The sequence below is a fragment of the Photorhabdus sp. RM322S genome (assembly GCF_042879395.1).
Taxonomy (GTDB): Bacteria; Pseudomonadota; Gammaproteobacteria; order Enterobacterales; family Enterobacteriaceae; genus Photorhabdus; species Photorhabdus khanii.
The window spans coordinates 1-19,890 of the sequence record NZ_JBHFKW010000057.1 but is presented as its reverse complement, the minus strand read 5'-3'; the positions used below and the strand labels follow the sequence as shown (position 1 = coordinate 19,890).

The following is a 19,890-nucleotide window of genomic DNA, read 5'->3' as shown; positions in this document are numbered from 1 at the left end:
TTTACCCTGCCATGTTTAATTCATTTGTCTGCGATTTTATATTCTGCTTATTTTACATTAGCCTAACCTGCCGTAATCATTTAAAAACGTGAATGTAGAAATATTAAATATTTTAGATCAGGAGCGGATTTAATTTAATAAATGTGACTTTTTAGCAGGATAGTTAATGGTATTTAATAGAAAATCATTAACCGTTAATAGTGAGTTGAAAGTAAATCTTCACGTAAAAGAATATTATCCGAATAAGATAGGTGTTTAAGCATTTTCCTATAAATACAGTAAATTAACGTATGCAGCATTTTACTGTATAAAATTTGAGTAGGTAAGTTTGAGTATTGAGTCGATAACGGAAATCTTCTGATTACCCAAAACAGACAAAAATCTGGTCACTTTTTTACATAAGCAGGGCAGGAAAAATACTAAGATGCCCCTAATTAACTCAACCTAATTTTGGAAAAGATTATGCCAATCTCACCCATTAGCGGCCGTATGCCACTTAGCCAAATGCAGGCTCCTCAGCGCGCTGCCGTCTCTCCTCTACTCGAACAGGGCAACCGTCTGTTCGAACAGTCTGTTCGACGTGGTCCTCTGCACTTCCAGAGTTCGGATCTCAAACAGTTGATCACTGAACTGCGCCAGTTGCAGAGTGCCCCCAGCAGCGGGCAGGCCCAACGGGTACAAGATGCTATCCAGCAATGGGAGAACCACCATCCCAAAGAGGTGGAGGCCCGGGGCACCCGCCTCACCGAACTCAAACAGGCTCTGGCGGAACAGGGTGTTATGGTGCGTGCCCACCAGCCAAATGTGGTCGCGCCCGGTATCAAGGCCATGTTGCAACAGGCCATGCCAACCTTGCAGAAGATGGGAACCTATGCATGCACCGATGCAGGCACCTTCGTTAGCAAGCAGAATTCCCAATATCAGCAAATTATGGAGAGGTTACGGTTATTCAATGATAATCCTGAGCGCCAGAAAGTTAACAGCCAAGCCAACATGATGTCCAACATGGCAGCCATCGCCGCCAAGCGAGGCAACGTCAGCCTCAACCAGTTGCAATCCATCGCCCGCCATGTCGCTCAGGCCCAGGCTGGCTGCTGTACCACCTTGGCCTACTCTGCGGCAGCAGAATTGATGAAGCACAATCAAGACGACCAGCAGCGCATTGAGGTAGTCGCTCATCGTGGCTCCAAGGGGCATACCCAGACCCACTGCTTCGTAGTGATCGGTCGCGATCCCAACAGTGAGCTTGGCAAACCCGAAACTTGGGGTTCCCAGGCACGTGTCATCGATCCTTGGGCTGCGACCATAGGTGGTGAGCTACAAGGTACACCAAGTAAGCCTCCAATCGCCAACCTGTGGCCGCCGACTGAATCCGTGTTTGACAACCATAAAGAGTAATCATGTTCAATCTCCTATTATCGGATCTGTGCCGGCTCCTTGGTCAGACCGAGGAGTCCCTGCACACGGAGGGGCTTGATCTGCCGCTCGGTCCTTTTAGCCTGCATATTCGCCAACGCGATGAGCTGGTAACTTTGTTTATTCCGCTGGGTAATGTCCAACCCCGTTCTTTGGCTACGTTAGCCGACTGGCCGCCGCTGCAATTGAGCCGCAGTGAAGAGGGTGAGACTCTGCTTTGGAGCCGAGAATGGCTGGAAAAGCTGGATGCTGAGTTGCTGGCCAGCTTAGTCGGACGGATGTTACAGCAAGCTAGGGACCTTACGGCTACATTCCCTACCACTGAAAGCCAGGGATGGCAGCCATTAGGCATTCAAGGGACCTCGTGGCACAAAGTTTAGCAAAAATCGCCGTAAGCCTCCGCCCAATGCGGGCGGAAATATCAGGTGCATTATTGCAAATCATGAGCGATGCCAGCTAGCGCACACAATTGCCTAGTGTTGCGTCGGCTACAGCCGAGGTTTCTCTGATAGAAATTAGGTGGTGTTAAGCAAGCCGATTTTACTAGCATGATGCGTAACGATAAAAAGATGCTCAAGGTGCTTGAATCTATCATGCAGCGGTACCGAGGCTAAACCATCGGCGTCGATACCTGCGCGTAGAAATGAGTAAGGGCGGTTTACCGCCCTTTACAGATTTCAGCAGATTAAAGAATGCTGATCTGCGTTGACATAGTATTATGAGGCCAATTAGTGGAAGTATTTTGGTATCTGAAGATACCATTCTGGTAGCCGTCGAGGGTGTATTCCTTAAGCCAGCCAGCTACAATTTGGCCCGCAGGACATGGCCAAGTGTAGTACCCGCCTGTAATACAAACTGGTGTAGAAGAGTACATCGAGCCTGGCAGTATAGCGCCGTTCATCCCAGCAATGGGGTTGAATCCGTAGCCAATTTCCAGAACGGCTGCGCGAAGCAGGCCCCCTCCGTGATTGCAGTTCGTCACCGGCAAGTTGGAAGTGTATTCCCATCCGCAATTCGTCGAGCCAACGGCATAGATCCACATATTGGTTAGCGTGGGAGCGGGGATGTAAGCTATCTCAGACTTAATGTCGAGTTCCTTCCCGTCGGCACGGATGGGACTCTTAGGGTTAGGTAGCAGCTGGGATTGCGCTGTCAGGGCATGTTTAGCAGCAGGGGCTTCCTGTGGTTTCTCTGTTTGGGCATAGGCATTAATGCCAAACAGGGAGGCAAGAGATAACAAAATGGCAAGTTTATTTTTCTTCATGATTGAACTCTCTTAGAAATGGAAAGGCACAATTCTAGGGAAGTGAGCAAAAATCACATTATCAAATTTTATTTATGTAGTGGGCGGAATTTAGCCTGATCTTATCGTGTCTTTTGCTTAGTGGAACAGGGAGGGTAAATTATTAAGGAATTGCTCTTCAAGCATGTTTCACCTGTCGAGCAATGACTTCCTCGATACCATTGAGCATATCTTGTATGGGGTTATATGGAGATAAAAGATACCCGTATTGTGCTCAATAATATCACTACTGTCGTGCGGAGATTGTTTTCTACTGACAACGACTAACCTGTATTTCGCATTCCTGCCGCTACACCCGCTATTGTGACCATCAGCGCCTGTTCAAGCTGTGGATCAGGGTGTTGCTGCTGACGGGAACGTAGCAGAAGTTCCGCCTGCAAAACATTTAATGGATCGGTATAAACATTACGCAGGGCGATTGATTCTGCAATCCACGGTAAATCTGCCATCAGATGTTCATCTTTGGAAATGGTTAATACCGTTTTAATATCCGCGGAAAGTTGTTCACGTAGTTGCTGGCCTAACGGCCATAAACGCTTATCCACTAAACGGTGATCATAATATTCCGCCAACCATAGGTCCGCTTTAGCGAAAACCATCTCCAGCATACCAATGCGGGTTGTAAAGAAGGGCCAATCGCGGCACATTTCTGCCAGTACATCCTGTTTACCATCATTCACGACTGCTTGTAGTGCAGCACCTGCGCCTAACCAGGCCGGCAACATTAGGCGGTTCTGTGTCCAGGCAAAAATCCACGGGATAGCCCGTAAACTTTCCACACCCCCTGTCGGGCGGCGTTTGGCCGGGCGAGAACCCAAAGGTAGTTTAGCTAATTCCAGTTCTGGCGTTGCAGCCCGGAAATAAGGTACAAAATCAGGTTGCTCACGTACATAATTACGATACATCTTGCAAGAAACATCAGACAAGGTATCCATTATCTGATGCCATTCCGGCTTAGGTTCCGGTGGTGGTAGCAGGTTGGCTTCCAGAATTGCGCTGGCATACAACGCTAAGCTACTGATAGTGACCTGTGGCAGACCGAATTTGAAACGAATCATTTCACCCTGCTCAGTGACACGCAGCCCTCCTTTCAGGCTTCCCGGTGGCTGGGAAAGCAGCGCTGCATGTGCTGGTGCGCCGCCACGGCCAATGGTACCGCCGCGACCGTGGAACAAGGTCAGCATGACGCCTTCTTTTTCACAGGCTTTGATTAGTGCATCTTGTGCGCGGTATTGCGCCCATCCCGCAGCCATCACTCCGGCATCTTTTGCCGAGTCAGAGTAGCCAATCATCACCATCTGCTTGTCCTGAATCAGAGAACGATACCATTGAATATTCATTAATTGTTGAATGACATCCTCGGCGTTATTCAGGTCATCAAGGGTTTCAAACAACGGTGCAACTGGTAAGGTGAACGGACAACCGGCTTCTTTCAGCAGCAGGTGAACCGCTAATACATCAGAGGGCACTTTAGCCATTGAGATAACGTAAGCAGCGATGGCGTCTTGAGGTGATTCTGCAATCACCTTACAGGTTTCGAAAACTTCTTGAGTTTCAGCGCTTGGTTGCCAGTTGTGTGGGATCAGTGGGCGTTTGGAATTCAGTTCATGCAGCAAGAAAGCCTGTTTCTCTTCTTCGGACCAGCTTTCGTAGTCTCCTAATTCCAGGTATTGCGTCAATTCAGACATGGCGGTTGTATGGCGGCTGCTTTCCTGACGGACATCAATGCGTACCAGTGACAAGCCGAAGCAACGAATACGGCGCAGGATATCCAATAATTGGCCGTTGGCGATGATTTCCATGCCACAGGTTTTCAGTGATTGATAACAGGCGTAAAGGGGCTGCCAGAGCTGTTCATTATCCACCAGCAGATCAGTGGGTGGCAAAACTTGCTCCCCTTTCAGCCGTTTCTCTAAATATTCCAGTGTATTGCTGAGTTGTGCTCGCAGTTTTTTGGCAATTTCCCGGTAAGGTTCCAGAATTTCATCACCACCTGCCAGTTTGCGAACTTCTGATGTGCATTCGGACATGGATAATTCAGAAACCAAAACCTGAATATCTTTCAGAAACAGATCGGCCGCTTTCCAGCGGCTAAGTAGTAATACATGGCGAGTAACTTCAGCCGTGACATTCGGGTTGCCGTCGCGGTCGCCGCCCATCCAGGAAGTAAAACGGATGGGAACAGCTTCGACCGGCAAGCTGTAATCAATGGATTCTTCCAACTGTTCATTGAATTCACGCAGGAATGCCGGCACACCATCCCATAAGCTGTTTTCCACCATAGCGAAGCCCCATTTAGCTTCATCAATGGGAGTAGGGCGGATTTTACGGATTTCATCGGTATGCCATGACTGGGCGACTAACTGGCGCAGGCGGCGCATGATGTTATTACGCTCATAATCTGCCAGGTCATCGTGATCTAATTGTGACAGGCAGGTGTTAACGGCCACCAGTTTGTGGATCAAGGTACGACGTGCTATTTCAGTTGGGTGAGCGGTGAGGACCAGTTCAATAGACAGCTCATTCACCGCTTTTTTCAGATCGTCGTTATTGAAATTTTTTTCTTTTAACTGGGTGAATAACTTCGCCAAAGCAACCGGGTTGCTGGCAGCTTCACCATGTGGGGATATGCTGTGATATTGTTCCGCGACATTTGTCAGGTTGAGAAATTGATTGAAAGCGCGGGCAACCGGCAACAGTTCATCATTGGATAAGTTTTGCAATGTGGATAATAGTTGCTGGCGGTGTGCTTCATTGCCGGCACGGGATGATTTGGATAATTTGCGGATAGTTTCAACTTTATCGAGAATATCTTCTCCTAAAGCTTCTTTGATCGTATCTCCCAGCAGCTTACCTAGCATGCTGACATTACTGCGCATTGCGGAATATTGTTGATTCATGTGACTCTTGGCCTTTATAACTGGCAGAATGTTGATTCTGTTCCTGTAGAAAAATTTTATTAACGTGGCGGGAAATTGTTTTTTGTGGCGCCACAATGTTGCATTTACCCTAAGCCCTCATATTCATATCAGAAAATAATCAGTTTGGGCGAAATTTCTAAAATTTAATGGTAGGTCATGTTCCATAAGTATTACTTATGCGCAGAAGGCTTGGGAAAGGTGCTTTTGTTGCTTGTTATGATGCTTGAGTCCCCCTGACTTTTGGGGGACGAGTAAAATGATTAATTATTGCTTAGACAAAAATGATCGATTAACTGAGAAATTACCTTTTTGGTGGGTTCAATAAATGACATATCAATAAACTCATCCGGCTGATGTGCCTGTTCAATAGAACCTGGGCCAAGGACTAACGTTGGGCATACTTCCTGAATGAACGGTGCTTCGGTACAGTAGTTGACCGTTTCAGCCTTGCGGCCTAGCAGTTTCTCAATCACGTCAACCATCTTGTGATCGGTTGGGCATGTATAACCGGGAATAGGGGCATGTAATTCATCGATAGTTAAGCGGCCAGGCCAACGTTGCTTAACTGGTTCCAGCGCTTCATTTAACAGTCCGTTCAGATCCTGTAACGTTAGTCCCGGTAACGGGCGAATATCCATATGCAATTCACAATGGGCACAAATACGGTTTACTGCGTCACCGCCATGAATATAGCCGAAGTTCATGGTTGGGTATGGAATGGTAAACGCCGGGTTGTTGTAACGCTCTTTTAGCGTATTGCGTAGTTCAATCAGGTGACCAATAGATTCGTGCATCAAGTCAATGGCGTTTATACCACGATCTGGATCACTGGAGTGTCCGGATTGGCCAACGATGCGGATAGCGTTCGATAAATGCCCTTTGTGTGCACAGATAGGCCGCAATGCCGTCGGCTCACCGATAATCGCGAAATCCGGTCGGATAGTTGTACTTGCCGCAAAATAACGGGCACCTGCCATTGTTGTCTCTTCATCCGCGGTAGCCAGAATGTACAGCGGACGGGTTATTTTACTGACATCAATATCCCGCAAGGCATCAATGATAAAGGCGAAAAAGCCTTTCATGTCTGCCGTACCTAAACCATATAGTTTGTTATCACGTTCTGTCAGGGTGAAGGGATCTTTAGTCCAGCGCCCTTCGTCAAAAGGGACGGTATCGGTGTGCCCACATAGCAGTAATCCACCTGAACCCTTCCCCAGAGTTGCCAGTAAATTATATTTCCCGCGGACTTCGGGTACCGGTTGTATTTCAATTTCGAAACCAATTTCCTTTAACCAGCTTGCCAGCAGGTTGATTAAAGACTCATTACTTTGATCGATACTGATATCGGTGGCACTGATTGAGGGAGTAGCGATTAACTGCCGAAATAGCTCAATAAATGGAGGTAATTTAATATTCACTGTTGACAGCCTTTATTCATGATAGTATCAATATTCATGCATTTTTTTTGAATAAAAATACATTATCCCGTTTAAATACTGAGCACAAGGTAAAGATATCCCATGTTGAATACGCTGGTTGTTGGTGCAAGTGGTTATACCGGAGCAGAACTGGCAGCATATCTGCATCGTCACCCACATATAAATCTGATTAGGCTAATGGTTTCTGCTCAGAGCGTTGATGCAGATAAATGCTTCTCAGATTTACATCCACAGTATAAAGGCATCGTTGATCTACCGCTGCAACCGCTGACTGATATTACTGATGCTGCTAAAGGGATTGATGTGGTTTTCCTTGCCACCGCCCATGAGGTCAGTCATGACATTGCGCCGGTATTTCTGGCAGCAGGTTGCGTTGTGTTCGATTTGTCCGGTGCCTATCGCGTACAAAATGCTCAGATTTATCAACAATACTACGGATTCAAACATAAGCATACTCAATGGTTAACACAAGCTGTATATGGACTTGCCGAATGGCAGACTGAAGAAATTAAACAGGCCCAGTTGGTTGCTGTCCCGGGATGTTATCCAACTGTTTCTCAACTCGCTCTAAAGCCACTACTGGAAAAGGGTTTGCTCGATACCGGTCACTGGCCGGTGATTAATGCGACTAGCGGTGTGAGTGGTGCAGGTCGGAAGGCCAGTATAACCAACAGTTTCTGCGAAGTTAGCCTGCAACCTTATGGGATATTTACTCATCGTCACCTACCTGAGATTGAGGAACATCTGGGGACCAGGGTGATTTTTACTCCGCATCTTGGCAATTTTGCGCGGGGTATTCTTGCCACGATTACCTGTAAATTGAAGTCCGGTGTTACCGCAGAACAGATAAGTGAAGCTTATCAACAGGCATATAAAGATAAGCCTCTGGTACGTCTTTACAACAAAGGAGTGCCAGCTCTGAAATCGGTTGTTGGATTACCGTTCTGTGATATTGGTTTTGTTGTACAGGGTGATCACCTGATTATTGTCGGTACTGAGGATAATCTCTTGAAAGGCGCGGCAGCGCAGGCAGTTCAGTGTATGAATATACGTTTTGGGTTTGAAGAAACTCAGGCATTACTTTAATTATTGGCATGAGGGAGTAAAGCAGATGGAACCTTTAGTCATAAAGTTAGGTGGCGTGTTATTGGACAATGAAGAAGCACTGGAACGCTTGTTTACTGCATTACAGGAATATCGGCAAACACATAAACGCCAGTTGGTGATTGTTCATGGTGGTGGTTGTCTGGTAGATGAACTGATGCAGAAGCTGCAACTGCCGGTAGTGAAGGAGCAAGGATTACGGGTAACACCCGTTGAGCAGATAGGGATTATCACCGGCGCATTGGCAGGTATCGCTAATAAAACTTTGTTGTCGTGGGCGACTAAGTATCAGCTTGCATCAGTTGGATTATATTTAGGAGATGGTAATGTGGTCACGGTTTCCCAACTGAGTGAAGAGTTGGGGCATGTGGGGAAAGCGATGCCGGGTGATGCTAGGTTGCTAAGAATGTTACTGGAGGCTGGTTATATACCCATTATTAGCTCGATTGGTGTAACTGATAAAGGGGAGCTGATGAATGTGAATGCGGATCAGGCAGCAACGGCGATAGCTCAGACTTTGGGGGCTGATCTGGTATTGCTCTCTGATGTTAGCGGCATTTTGGATGGTAAAGGGCAGAAGATCCCTGATATGACCGCTCAGAAAGCTGAACAACTTATTGTGCAGGGCATCATTACTGACGGCATGATCGTGAAGGTGAATGCAGCTTTGGATGCAGCTAAAACATTAGGTCGCCCGGTAGATATCGCCAGTTGGCGTCATGCGGATCAACTGACTGCCTTATTTAACGGTGTTCCCGTCGGTACTCGTATTCTGGCTTAAATCAAGTTTGATTAATTTTCGGCAATGAACAACAACGGAATTTCAAAGGGTAACTTCATGCATACTAAAGATATTAAAAAAATAGTTCTCGCTTATTCTGGTGGTCTGGATACTTCTGCCATTATTCCCTGGCTGAAAGAGCATTATGACAACTGTGAAGTTGTTGCATTTGTCGCCGATGTGGGGCAAAGCCGTGAAGATCTGGAAGGCGTGGAACAAAAAGCTTTGCGTTCTGGCGCATCAGAATGTCACGTTGTGGATCTGCGTGAGGAATTCATTAAAGATTATGTTTATCCAGTACTGAAAACCGGTGCCTTGTATGAAGGCAGCTATTTGCTGGGAACTTCAATGGCGCGGCCAATTATTGCTAAAGCTCAGGTTGAACTGGCACTGAAAGTGGGGGCCGATGCACTTGCTCATGGTGCGACAGGTAAGGGTAACGATCAGGTTCGGTTTGAGAGTACCTATACCGCGTTAGCGCCCCATCTGAAAGTGGTAGCTCCGTGGAGAGAGTGGGATTTACGTTCCCGCGAAGCGTTGTTGGATTATCTGAAAGCACGGGATATTCCAACGACGGCAACACTGGAGAAAATTTACAGCCGTGATGAGAATGCATGGCACATCTCTACAGAAGGTGGCGTGCTGGAAAGCACTTGGAATGCATCCAATAAAGATTGTTGGGTGTGGACAGTGGAACCAGAAGAAGCGCCAGATGAAGCTGAACTGGTGAACGTCACTATTGAGAAAGGCGAAGTTGTTGGGATTAACGGTGAGGTAATGTCGCCATATCAATGCCTTGAAGCGTTGAATGTGTTGGGGGCAAAACATGGTATTGGTCGGATTGATATCGTGGAAAACCGGTTGGTGGGAATGAAATCCCGTGGTTGTTATGAAACACCGGGAGGAACCATCATGATGGCCGCATTGCGTGGTGTCGAACAACTGGTGCTGGATCGCGATAGCTTTAAATGGCGCCAGCAACTTGGGCTGGAAATGTCCTATGTCGTTTATGACGGACGTTGGTTCGCGCCGTTGCGTCAGTCTATTCAGGCAGCCGCTGAGATGTTGGCTGCGGATGTCAGTGGTGAAGTGGTACTGAAACTCTATAAAGGCCAGGTGACAGCAATCCAGAAGAGATCGGCAAACAGCCTTTATTCTGAAGCGTTTGCAACGTTTGGTGAAGATGAGGTTTACGATCACAGCCATGCAGAAGGGTTTATTCGTCTGTATTCTCTCTCTTCACGTATTCGGGCATTGAATAGTAAAGAGTAATTTCATCGTTCGTGGCAACTAGGATAATGACCAGATTGTGAATCCGTTCCTGGATTGGCTTTTCTGGTCCATTATCTCCACTTAATGCATGAAATTACGGCTTATAAAAGGCAATACATCACTCAGGCATCAGATAATCAGGAATAAAAATATGGCACTTTGGGGTGGGCGTTTCAGTCAGGAAGCAGATCAACGGTTCAAACAATTTAACGATTCACTTCGCTTTGATTACCGACTGGCGGAGCAGGACATTACAGGTTCGGTTGCATGGTCGAAAGCGCTGGTGACTGTTGGTGTGCTGACGGCTGAGGAGCAACAAAAGCTGGAAATGGCATTAAATGAATTGCTGAGTGAGGTTCAAGCTAGTCCACAAGCCATCCTGCAAAGTGATGCGGAAGATATTCATAGTTGGGTGGAAGGGCAGTTGATCAGCAAAGTCGGCGATCTGGGTAAGAAGCTTCATACAGGTCGTAGCCGTAATGATCAGGTGGCAACAGACCTCAAACTTTGGTGTAAAGAACATATTACCTATATTCATCAGGCAATTGTGGCATTACAGCAGGTATTGGTTGTTACCGCAGAGAATAATCAGGATGCGGTTATGCCGGGTTATACCCATTTGCAAAGAGCACAGCCTGTCACATTTGCTCATTGGTGCCTGGCTTATGTAGAAATGTTGGCTCGTGATGAAAGCCGGTTACAGGATACTTTAAGACGGCTAGATACCAGTCCGCTTGGATGCGGAGCATTGGCCGGAACCGCTTATGATATTGACCGCGAACAATTGGCGTCATGGCTGGGTTTCGCTTCCGCGACCCGTAACAGTCTGGATAGCGTTTCAGATCGTGACCATGTACTGGAATTGCTGTCTGACGCTAGTATCAGCATGATCCACCTTTCCCGTTTTGCTGAAGACCTGATTTTCTTTAACAGTGGTGAAGCGGGCTTTGTTGAACTGTCAGATCAGGTGACTTCTGGGTCTTCCCTGATGCCACAGAAGAAAAACCCGGATGCGCTGGAGTTAATCCGCGGGAAATGTGGGCGGGTGCAGGGAGCATTGACCGGTATGATGATGACCCTGAAAGGTCTGCCGCTGGCCTATAATAAAGATATGCAGGAGGATAAAGAAGGGTTGTTCGATGCGCTGGACACTTGGCTCGATTGCTTGCATATGGCAGCGTTGGTACTGGATGGTATTCAAGTCAGGCGTTCACGTTGTGAAGAAGCGGCTAAACAGGGTTATGCTAACGCAACTGAATTGGCTGATTATCTGGTCGCAAAAGGTGTTCCATTCCGTGAGGCTCACCATATTGTCGGGGAAACCGTGATTATGGCGCTTGCGCAAGGTAAGGCGCTGGAAGAGCTGTCATTGGCAGAGTTGCAGAAATTTAGCAGCACAATTACTGAAGATGTATACGATATTTTGTCTCTGCAATCTTGTCTGGATAAGCGTCTTGCAAAAGGTGGTGTATCGCGGAAACAGGTCATGAAAGCGATTACAGATGCTAAACAGAGGCTAAAGCTTAAGTGAGTCATCGTTAGGGGATATTAATATCCCCTGTAAAATAAATGAGATCTTTACATATAAGTTTTTAAGGATTATCTGATAGTCTTCTCCTCACATTGATATAATTATCTATTGGTAGTTTCTATCATTTATATTAAATATGTTGAGGTGGGAATGAATATCCGCGATCTGGAATATCTTGTGGCTCTTGCGGAGCATCGGCACTTTCGCCATGCTGCCGATTCATGCCACGTCAGCCAGCCTACGTTAAGCGGGCAAATTCGTAAGCTTGAGGATGATCTGGGTGTCATGCTGTTGGAACGCACTAGTCGTAAGGTTTTGTTCACGCAACAAGGGATGTTATTAGTGGAACAGGCTAGAACGGTTCTCCGTGAGGTTAGGATCCTACAGGAAATGGCATCACTTCAGGGGGAAAATATGTCTGGCCCTCTGCATATTGGTCTGATTCCAACAATTGGTCCATATCTGTTACCTCATATTATTCCTGAACTTCATAGTTTATTTCCTAAGTTGGAAATGTATCTGCATGAAGCTCAGACGCAAAGTTTGTTAGCCCAGTTGGATAGTGGCAAATTGGATTGTGCGATTCTGGCGATGGTTAAGGAGACAGAAGCTTTCATCGAAGTGCCATTGTTTGAAGAATCAATGAAACTGGCAATCTATGATGACCATCCCTGGGCAGATAGAGAAAAAATTGCTATGGATGAATTGGCAGGTGAGAAGCTGCTGATGCTGGAAGATGGTCATTGCTTACGTGATCAGGCCATGGGTTTCTGTTTTCAAGCCGGAGCGAAGGAAGATACACATTTCCGGGCAACCAGTTTGGAAACCCTGCGTAATATGGTTGCTGCCGGGAGTGGAATCACGTTATTGCCTGATCTGGCAGTTCCGCAGGAGAGAAAACGTGATGGTGTCTGTTATCTGGGGTGTGGTAACCCTGAACCTAAGCGGTCTGTTATTTTGATTTATCGGCCTGGTTCACCTCTGCGTGGTCGCTATGAGCAACTGGCAGAGGTTATCAGCGCTAAAATGGGCGCTTATTATGGACAATCAAAATAGTCGATTCAGGCCATTCAGGGCCGCGACACGATAGGCTTCAGCCATAGTTGGATAGTTGAAGGTAGTATTGACGAAATATTCGATAGTATTACTTTCACCTTTTTGTTCCATAATAGCCTGGCCGATATGAATGATTTCAGCTGCACGCTCCCCGAAACAGTGAATACCAAGAATCTCTTTAGTTTCTCTGTGGAACAGTATTTTCAGGCTTCCGACATTCATCCCCGCAATTTGTGCGCGTGCAAGATGTTTAAACTGTGCCCGCCCAACTTCATAAGGCACTTTCATTGCTGTTAATTGTTGTTCGGTTTTACCCACAGAGCTTATTTCAGGAATGGTATAGATGCCGGTTGGAATATCTTCAATCAGATGAACTTCGGCGCTTCCTTTAGTCATCGCTTGCGCGGCAATTCGGCCCTGATCATAAGCAGCGGATGCCAGGCTTGGATAACCGATAACATCTCCTACCGCGTAGATATTTTCGTTGCTGGTTTGATAGATCTTATTGACTTTCAGTAACCCGCGGCCATCGGCTTCCAGACCAATGTTTTTCAGCCCAAGAGTATCGGTATTGCCTGTTCGGCCGTTAGCATAAAGCAGACAGTCGGCTTTGACTTTTTTACCGGATTTGAGGTGAACGATAACACCATCATCAACACCTTCAATTTTAGAATATTCTTCATTGTGGCGGATCACGACACCACTATTCCAAAAATGGTAGGAAAGGGCATCTGACATCTCTTGATCAAGGAAAGCCAGTAAGTGGTTACGGGTATTGATTAAATCAACTTTCACGCCTAATCCGCGGAAAATTGACGCATATTCACAACCAATCACCCCGGCACCATAAATAATCACATGCCGTGGTTCGTGATCCAGTTTCAGAATGGAATCGCTGTTATAAATACGGGAATGGGTGAAATCAACATCCGGCGGACAATATGGGCGGGAGCCGGTCGCGATAATAATCTTATCTGCACTTAAGATATCGTAGTTATCATCGGCATAGCGCACACTCACCCGGTGGTCATCAATAAATGTTGCTTCCCCGGAAAACATACGACATCCATTGCGTTCATAAAATCCCTGGCGCATTCTAGTTTGCTGATTAATGACGATTTCAGCGCGGCGTAAGATTTCAGCAAATGAAGAACGAAGAATGCGGGAATTATCGCTGTATAGAGGGTTTTGGTTAAATTCGATAATACGGCTGACGGCGTGGCGGAGGGCTTTGGACGGGATAGTACCCCAGTGAGTGCAACCACCGCCGACGTTGTTATAGCGTTCGATAACGGCAACGCTTTTACCCTGTTTCACCAATCCCATTGCTGCTCCTTCTCCACCGGGGCCGGAACCAATGACAATGGCGTCAAAATGAATATGTTGCATAGAGGAAAGACCTGTTTTTACACAAAATTACAACGCCATATTAACATTGGTTGAGTTAATAACCCAATCGTCATAAGGATTTTATGTCACAGTTTAATGATGAAACAAATCCGTATCAGTGACATGATAAGAGCATGATTATAAAATTTGGTCTATTTCTTCACTATATTCAGACAGAGATATCAGGATTCGTGTGAGTAACATTACTGGCGTCAGAGCGAAACAGAAAGAAAGAACCCGTCGTTCACTAATTGAAGCGGCATTCAGTCAACTGAGTGCTGAACGGAGTTTTACCAGCCTTAGCTTGCGTGAGGTGGCTCGGGAAGCAGGCATTGCGCCAACTTCATTTTATCGCCATTTCCGTGATGTTGATGAATTAGGGCTGACTATGGTGGATGAGAGTGGCTTGATGCTACGTCAGTTAATGAGACAAGCCCGGCAACGTATTGCTAAAGGTGGCAGTGTCATCCGCACATCTGTTTCAACTTTTATGGAATTTATTGGTAATAATCCAAATGCATTCCGCTTACTATTACGTGAACGCTCAGGTACCTCTGCTGAATTTCGTGCCGCTGTCGCACGGGAAATCCAACATTTTATTGCTGAGTTGGCAGACTATTTAGAGCAGGAAAGCCATATGCCGAGACATTTTACTGAAGTACAGGCAGAGGCAATGGTGACAATAGTATTCAGTGCAGGTGCAGAAGCATTGGATATTGATTTGGAGAAAAGACAGCGTTTGGAAGAACGTTTAGTCTTGCAACTACGGATGATTGCTAAAGGTGCATATTATTGGTATCGCAGAGAAATAAATCCACCGGACCCTAAACTTAAATAACTATGAAGAAGGAGAACGAAATGATGGAACAATACCGCCAGGACAAAAGTACATTGTTACTCGCTTTTATTGTCGGATTAGCAACTAATGGAACGTTTTCAGCAGTTTTTAGCTCAGTTGTTTCTTTTTCAGTTTTCCCATTGATAACACTGGTGTTATCAATTTATTGTCTCCATCAGCGCTATTTGAATCATTCAATGCCTGATGGGGTGCCTAAACTGGTTGTCGCTTGCTTCCTCTTGGGATTATTTAGTTATAGTGCGATTATCAGGGTGGAGTACCCTGAAATTGGTTCTAATTTCCTCCCCGCGGTAATAGGGACTATATTGGTGTTCTGGATTTACAGAAAAATAAAAGTCCGTAAAAACCAGGCAATTGCAGAAAACAGCCATTAATTGATGAAAAACGCCGGAGAGATAACTATCTGCGGCGTTTTTGTTTTGTATGCTGGTTAAGTCTCAGTTTAATTTTTCCAGAAGTACGCCGCATTCCATATGGTGTGTATAAGGGAACTGATCAAACAGAGCTAGGCGGCTGATTTTATGCGTTCGGGTTAATGTTTCTAAATTATGGCAAAGGGTTTCCGGGTTGCAGGAAATATAAAGAACCCGTGGATATGCCTGGACCATCTCAACCGTTTTTTCATCAAGGCCGCTACGTGGTGGATCGACAAAAATAGTTTCACATTGATAGCTTTTCAAATCGATTCCGTGAAGGCGATTAAATTCGCGTTCTCCATTCATTGCTTGAGTAAATTCCTCTGCCGACATTCGGATAATTTGCACATTATCAATATTATTGGCTGCGATATTGTATTGAGCAGCAGCAACGGATGGCTTGGCAATTTCTGTCGCCAATACTCTTTCAAAATTTTGAGCTAATGCCAGAGAGAAGTTGCCATTTCCGCAATAAAGTTCAAGTAAATCGCCTTGTGAACCTTTGGTAATATCAATCGCCCATTCGAGCATGTGAATATTGACGCTGGTATTTGGTTGGGTGAAACTGTTTTCTACCTGACGATAGATCATACTCCGACCTGCAATAGGTAAAACCTCATCAATGTAATCATGGTTCAATACGATTTTAGTTTTAGCTGCCCTGCCAATTAGCTCAACATTAAACCCTTTATTTCTTAACTCCTCCCGCAGTTTTAACGCCTGTTGTGTCCATTCATCAACCAACTTTTTGTGATAAAGCAGAGAAACAAGGATTTTATTACTGCTAGTGGACAGATAATCAATCTGAAATAGCTTATGGCGCAGGATTTGTTCGGATTTAATGGCGTCAATTAACACTGCCATCATGTTGTTGATTAATTTACTGGCAACAGGGAATTGCACAATGCGAATACGCTGTTTTGTCTGTTGATCAAACATAATATGGTACAAATCATCCTGCTCATGCCAGATTCGGAATTCTGCCCGCATTCTGTAATGAGATACCGGTGAACGGAAAACCTCTGGTTCCGGAGTTTGGAAAGGTGCCATCATGTTTTTTAAACGGCTTACCTTCTCTGCAAGTTGTTGCTCATAGCTTTCCGTTGGCAGGAGATTTTGCATTATGTTTGTTCTCTTATATCTGTAGTAAGAAAAATTTTCGTGCGAAATTGTAGGGAAAGAGCAAAGGATGTCCAGTTTTCTTATTACGCATTCATAATCCTGTCTATGCTTATATTCTAAACAGGTCTGAACCTTCATCGTAGCATGGAGGTTTGGCCTTCTAACAATCATTGTTGGACGTTTTCTCTATATGATAAATAAAAACCGGTTTTTATTATCCGCAATTTCAGTTGCAGTTATCTCTGGTTTGAATCCTGTTGCTGTTGCGGAAGAACAGCAGGATTCATTGGTTGTTACAGCAAGTCGATTTAAACAGCCTGTTTCAAGCATATTGGCTCCTTATGCCGTTGTAACACGAGATGAAATTGAGCGTTGGCAGTCAAATAGCGTAGCCGATATTTTACGCCGCTTGCCCGGTGTTGATATTGCACTGCATGGTGGCATTGGACAGTTAAGCTCCCTGTTTATCCGTGGTACTAACTCTAGTCATGTATTGGTGCTGATGGATGGAATACGTCTGAATCAAGCTGGTATCAGTGGCTCCTCTGATTTAAGCCAAATACCTGTATCGTTGATTCAGAAAATTGAATATATCCGTGGGCCACGTTCTGCGGTTTATGGTTCTGATGCGATTGGCGGCGTTATTAATATCATAACGACCAGAGAGAAACCGGGAACCAGTTTAAACGTAGGTATCGGCTCACACGGTTACCAGGTTTATGATGGTGCAACCCAGCAAAAATTAGCTGAAAACACCTCACTGACAGCAGCAGCCAGCTATACTTATACTAAAGGATTTGATGTAGTTTCTGCGGGTAATACTGGTGGTTTCAGGCAACCTGACCGTGATGGTTTTATGAGTAAAGTGCTCTGGTTGGGGGTTGATCAGAAATTTAATGAGCAATTCAGTGGATTTGCCCGTGCTTATGGCTATGACAATAGAACATCTTATGATGCGGATATTAACTGGAGTTATCCATATGCCAGGCCAGATACTCGTGAACTTTATAGCCGTCATTATGACTCAGGGATCCAATTTAACCAAGGGGTTTACTCGTCCCAATTAATCGCAAGTTATAGTCATATAAAAGACTACAACTTTGATCCTAAGTATGGGCGCTATGACAAATCCGCGACTCTTGGCGATTCTGAACAATATAACTTGCAATGGGGAAATACCTTTCAGCTATATCAGGGAATGGTGAGTACGGGTGTCGACTTTCAAAAACAGTCCATTGACGCTGGAACAAGTTATATTCCAACGAGTGAAACAGTACGTAGTACAGGGATATATCTGACAGCACAGCAGCAATTAAATGATTTTATTCTGGAGGGCGCGATTCGGTCGGATAAGCATTCAGAAGCTGGCTGGAATACTACATGGCAAACCAGTGCAGGCTGGGAGTTTATTGAAGGTTATCGTTTGATTGCTTCTTATGGTACGGCGTTTAAAGCGCCAACTCTTAGCCAGATGTATGGTTCTTGGGGAGGTAATCGAGATTTGAAACCTGAAGAAAGTAAACAATGGGAAGGCGGTATAGAAGGCGTAACTGGTTTGTTGAATTGGCGTCTTTCTGTATATCGTAATGACATTGAACAATTGATCGATTATACAAATAGTCGCTACTACAATATTGGCAAAGCAAAAATTAAAGGTGTTGAATGGACTGGTTCAATTGATGCTGGAATATTCCAGCATCAATTGACATTGCAATATATCGATCCACGTAATGGTGAAACTAATGAGATTTTAACTCGCCGTGCGAAGCAGCAAGTGAAATATCAACTTGACTGGCAGCTATATGATTTTGATTGGGGATTAACCTATCAATATCTTGGGCAGCGTTACGATAAAGATTCCAGTACATCTCCCGCTCAAGAAGTGAAATTAGGCGGAGTTAGCTTTTGGGATTTAACTGTTTCATATCCGGTCACTGTTCATCTGACAATTTGTGGTAGAATAGCCAACCTGCTTGATAAAGATTACGAGACAGTTTATGGCTATCGTACTCCAGGACGTGAATATTACCTCACTGGGAGCTATAACTTCTGATTTGAATAAACCTGTCCGCCCGACAGTTTTAGTTTTTGATTCTGGTGTCGGTGGTTTATCCGTTTACCAAGAGATCCGGCAACTGTTGCCGGATCTCCACTATATATACGTATTTGATAATGAAGCATTCCCTTATGGTGAAAAATCGGAAGAATTTATTATTGAACGAGTCGTTAAAATTGTTGATGCCGTTCAGCAAAAACATTCTTTGGCAATAGTCGTTATTGCATGTAACACCGCAAGTACCGTCAGTTTGCCAGCTTTGCGTGAGCGGTTCCGTTTCCCGGTGGTTGGTGTGGTTCCAGCGATAAAGCCCGCCGCGAAGTTAACTCGTAATGGCATTGTTGGGCTACTGGCGACGAGAGCAACAGTTAACCGAGCCTATACAAAAGAACTTATCGAAAGATTTGCGATAGATTGCAGAATTGAATCTATAGGTTCTGCTGAGTTGGTAGAATTAGCCGAAGCTAAGCTGCATGGTGGTAAGGTATCTTCCGACGCTTTAAAAAAGATACTGAAACCTTGGCTCAGAATGAAAGAACCACCTGATACGGTGGTATTGGGTTGTACTCATTTTCCACTATTGGCAGAAGAATTAGTTCAGGTATTGCCTGATGGTACCCGCTTAATTGATTCCGGTGCCGCTATTGCCCGAAGGACAGCTTGGTTGGTTAAACATCAGGAGAATCTTGTTTGTACTTCAGCAGATAACCTTGCTTATTGTATGAAGATGGATGCTGAGACTGATGAATTAATCTCTGTTTTGCAGGAATATGGATTCTCAAAACTGGAGAAATTGATAATTTAAGTTAAATTTGGCGTAATAATCAGCAGTCGTTAACTTTTTTTAAAATAACTATTGCCAGCGCCGAAGAACCCCCTATAATGCGCCACCACTGACCGACACAACGCTGACAAAACGTGTGAGGCCAGGCAGAGCAACGTGAATAAGCGCTTGACTCTGCGGGCGAAAAGCGTAATATACGCAGCCCGGCTGAACGAGAATATTACTTTTTATTTCAGCCTGCTCTTTAACAATTAATCAGACAATCTGTGTGGGCACTCACAAGACGGTATCACAAAAAAATACACTAAAGTCTTGAAGAGTGAACAACAGTTAATTCATTACGAATGAACAGTCAGTTTCTTTGAGCATCAAGCTTTTAATAGAAGAGTTTGATCATGGCTCAGATTGAACGCTGGCGGCAGGCCTAACACATGCAAGTCG

The 19,890-nt window shown here is 45.2% G+C and carries 16 protein-coding genes and 1 rRNA gene; 12 read left to right on the top strand and 5 right to left on the bottom strand.

Translation table 11 applies throughout. The features are described 5' to 3' along the window. Positions 1 to 462: 462 nt before the first annotated feature. Positions 463 to 1,398, top strand: coding sequence for a hypothetical protein (locus ACGF63_RS21105; protein WP_152963620.1), 936 nt, complete (start codon positions 463 to 465; stop codon positions 1,396 to 1,398). A gap of 134 nt (positions 1,399 to 1,532) precedes the next feature. After that, positions 1,533 to 1,796 carry a hypothetical protein gene (locus ACGF63_RS21100; protein ID WP_387633000.1) on the top strand — a complete coding sequence of 88 codons (264 nt, stop codon included), beginning with the start codon at positions 1,533 to 1,535 and terminating at the stop codon, positions 1,794 to 1,796. A 305-nt stretch (positions 1,797 to 2,101) separates the two neighbouring features. Here the strand turns inward: ACGF63_RS21100 and ACGF63_RS21095 are convergent, their stop codons facing one another. From ACGF63_RS21095 to argE, 3 genes are all read right to left on the bottom strand, one after another. After that, positions 2,102 to 2,458, bottom strand: coding sequence for a YolA family protein (locus ACGF63_RS21095; RefSeq protein WP_239002547.1), 357 nt, complete (start codon positions 2,456 to 2,458; stop codon positions 2,102 to 2,104). A gap of 524 nt (positions 2,459 to 2,982) precedes the next feature. Further along, the gene (gene ppc, locus ACGF63_RS21090; protein ID WP_387632999.1) at positions 2,983 to 5,619 is read right to left on the bottom strand and encodes a phosphoenolpyruvate carboxylase; all 2,637 of its coding nucleotides are present in this window, start codon (positions 5,617 to 5,619) and stop codon (positions 2,983 to 2,985) included. Positions 5,620 to 5,900: 281 nt separating this feature from the next. Beyond that, positions 5,901 to 7,058, bottom strand: coding sequence for an acetylornithine deacetylase (argE, locus tag ACGF63_RS21085; protein ID WP_162524219.1), 1,158 nt, complete (start codon positions 7,056 to 7,058; stop codon positions 5,901 to 5,903). 102 nt (positions 7,059 to 7,160) lie between these two features. Between argE and argC the strand changes: the two genes are divergently transcribed. From argC to oxyR, 5 genes are all read left to right on the top strand, one after another. Further along, positions 7,161 to 8,165 carry an N-acetyl-gamma-glutamyl-phosphate reductase gene (gene argC / locus ACGF63_RS21080; RefSeq protein WP_387632998.1) on the top strand — a complete coding sequence of 335 codons (1,005 nt, stop codon included), beginning with the start codon at positions 7,161 to 7,163 and terminating at the stop codon, positions 8,163 to 8,165. Between the two features lie 25 nt (positions 8,166 to 8,190). After that, positions 8,191 to 8,964, top strand: coding sequence for an acetylglutamate kinase (gene argB, locus ACGF63_RS21075; protein ID WP_152963616.1), 774 nt, complete (start codon positions 8,191 to 8,193; stop codon positions 8,962 to 8,964). 57 nt (positions 8,965 to 9,021) lie between these two features. Then, positions 9,022 to 10,236 (top strand): argininosuccinate synthase, encoded by a 1,215-nt coding sequence (locus ACGF63_RS21070; RefSeq protein WP_152963615.1) that lies wholly within the window; start codon positions 9,022 to 9,024, stop codon positions 10,234 to 10,236. Between the two features lie 151 nt (positions 10,237 to 10,387). After that, positions 10,388 to 11,767, top strand: coding sequence for an argininosuccinate lyase (gene argH / locus ACGF63_RS21065; protein WP_387632996.1), 1,380 nt, complete (start codon positions 10,388 to 10,390; stop codon positions 11,765 to 11,767). 150 nt (positions 11,768 to 11,917) lie between these two features. Beyond that, entirely contained in the window at positions 11,918 to 12,823 is a 906-nt protein-coding gene (oxyR, locus tag ACGF63_RS21060; protein ID WP_152963613.1) for a DNA-binding transcriptional regulator OxyR, read from the top strand. Here the strand turns inward: oxyR and sthA are convergent. Then, positions 12,815 to 14,212, bottom strand: coding sequence for a Si-specific NAD(P)(+) transhydrogenase (gene sthA, locus ACGF63_RS21055; protein ID WP_152963612.1), 1,398 nt, complete (start codon positions 14,210 to 14,212; stop codon positions 12,815 to 12,817). The two genes, oxyR and sthA, sit on opposite strands and share 9 nt — an antisense overlap. Positions 14,213 to 14,405: 193 nt before the next feature. Here sthA and fabR point away from each other — a divergent pair, with 193 nt between their 5' ends. After that, entirely contained in the window at positions 14,406 to 15,050 is a 645-nt protein-coding gene (gene fabR / locus ACGF63_RS21050; RefSeq protein ID WP_036844941.1) for an HTH-type transcriptional repressor FabR, read from the top strand. A 23-nt stretch (positions 15,051 to 15,073) separates the two neighbouring features. Further along, a complete protein-coding gene (locus ACGF63_RS21045; RefSeq protein WP_021325465.1) occupies positions 15,074 to 15,445 on the top strand; it encodes a YijD family membrane protein in 372 nt (123 codons plus the stop codon). Positions 15,446 to 15,508: 63 nt separating this feature from the next. Here ACGF63_RS21045 and trmA read toward each other — a convergent pair whose 3' ends face one another. Further along, on the bottom strand, positions 15,509 to 16,612 hold the full coding sequence (gene trmA / locus ACGF63_RS21040; protein WP_331251378.1) for a tRNA (uridine(54)-C5)-methyltransferase TrmA: 1,104 nt from the start codon (positions 16,610 to 16,612) through the stop codon (positions 15,509 to 15,511). Positions 16,613 to 16,799: 187 nt separating this feature from the next. Here trmA and btuB point away from each other — a divergent pair, with 187 nt between their 5' ends. From btuB to ACGF63_RS21025, 3 genes are all read left to right on the top strand, one after another. Then, a complete protein-coding gene (btuB, locus tag ACGF63_RS21035; protein WP_152963610.1) occupies positions 16,800 to 18,662 on the top strand; it encodes a TonB-dependent vitamin B12 receptor BtuB in 1,863 nt (620 codons plus the stop codon). Then, positions 18,607 to 19,470 (top strand): glutamate racemase, encoded by an 864-nt coding sequence (gene murI / locus ACGF63_RS21030; RefSeq protein WP_036844951.1) that lies wholly within the window; start codon positions 18,607 to 18,609, stop codon positions 19,468 to 19,470. Before btuB ends, murI begins: the two co-directional genes overlap by 56 nt. A gap of 356 nt (positions 19,471 to 19,826) precedes the next feature. Continuing rightward, positions 19,827 to 19,890, top strand: a 16S ribosomal RNA gene (locus ACGF63_RS21025); the annotation flags it as partial.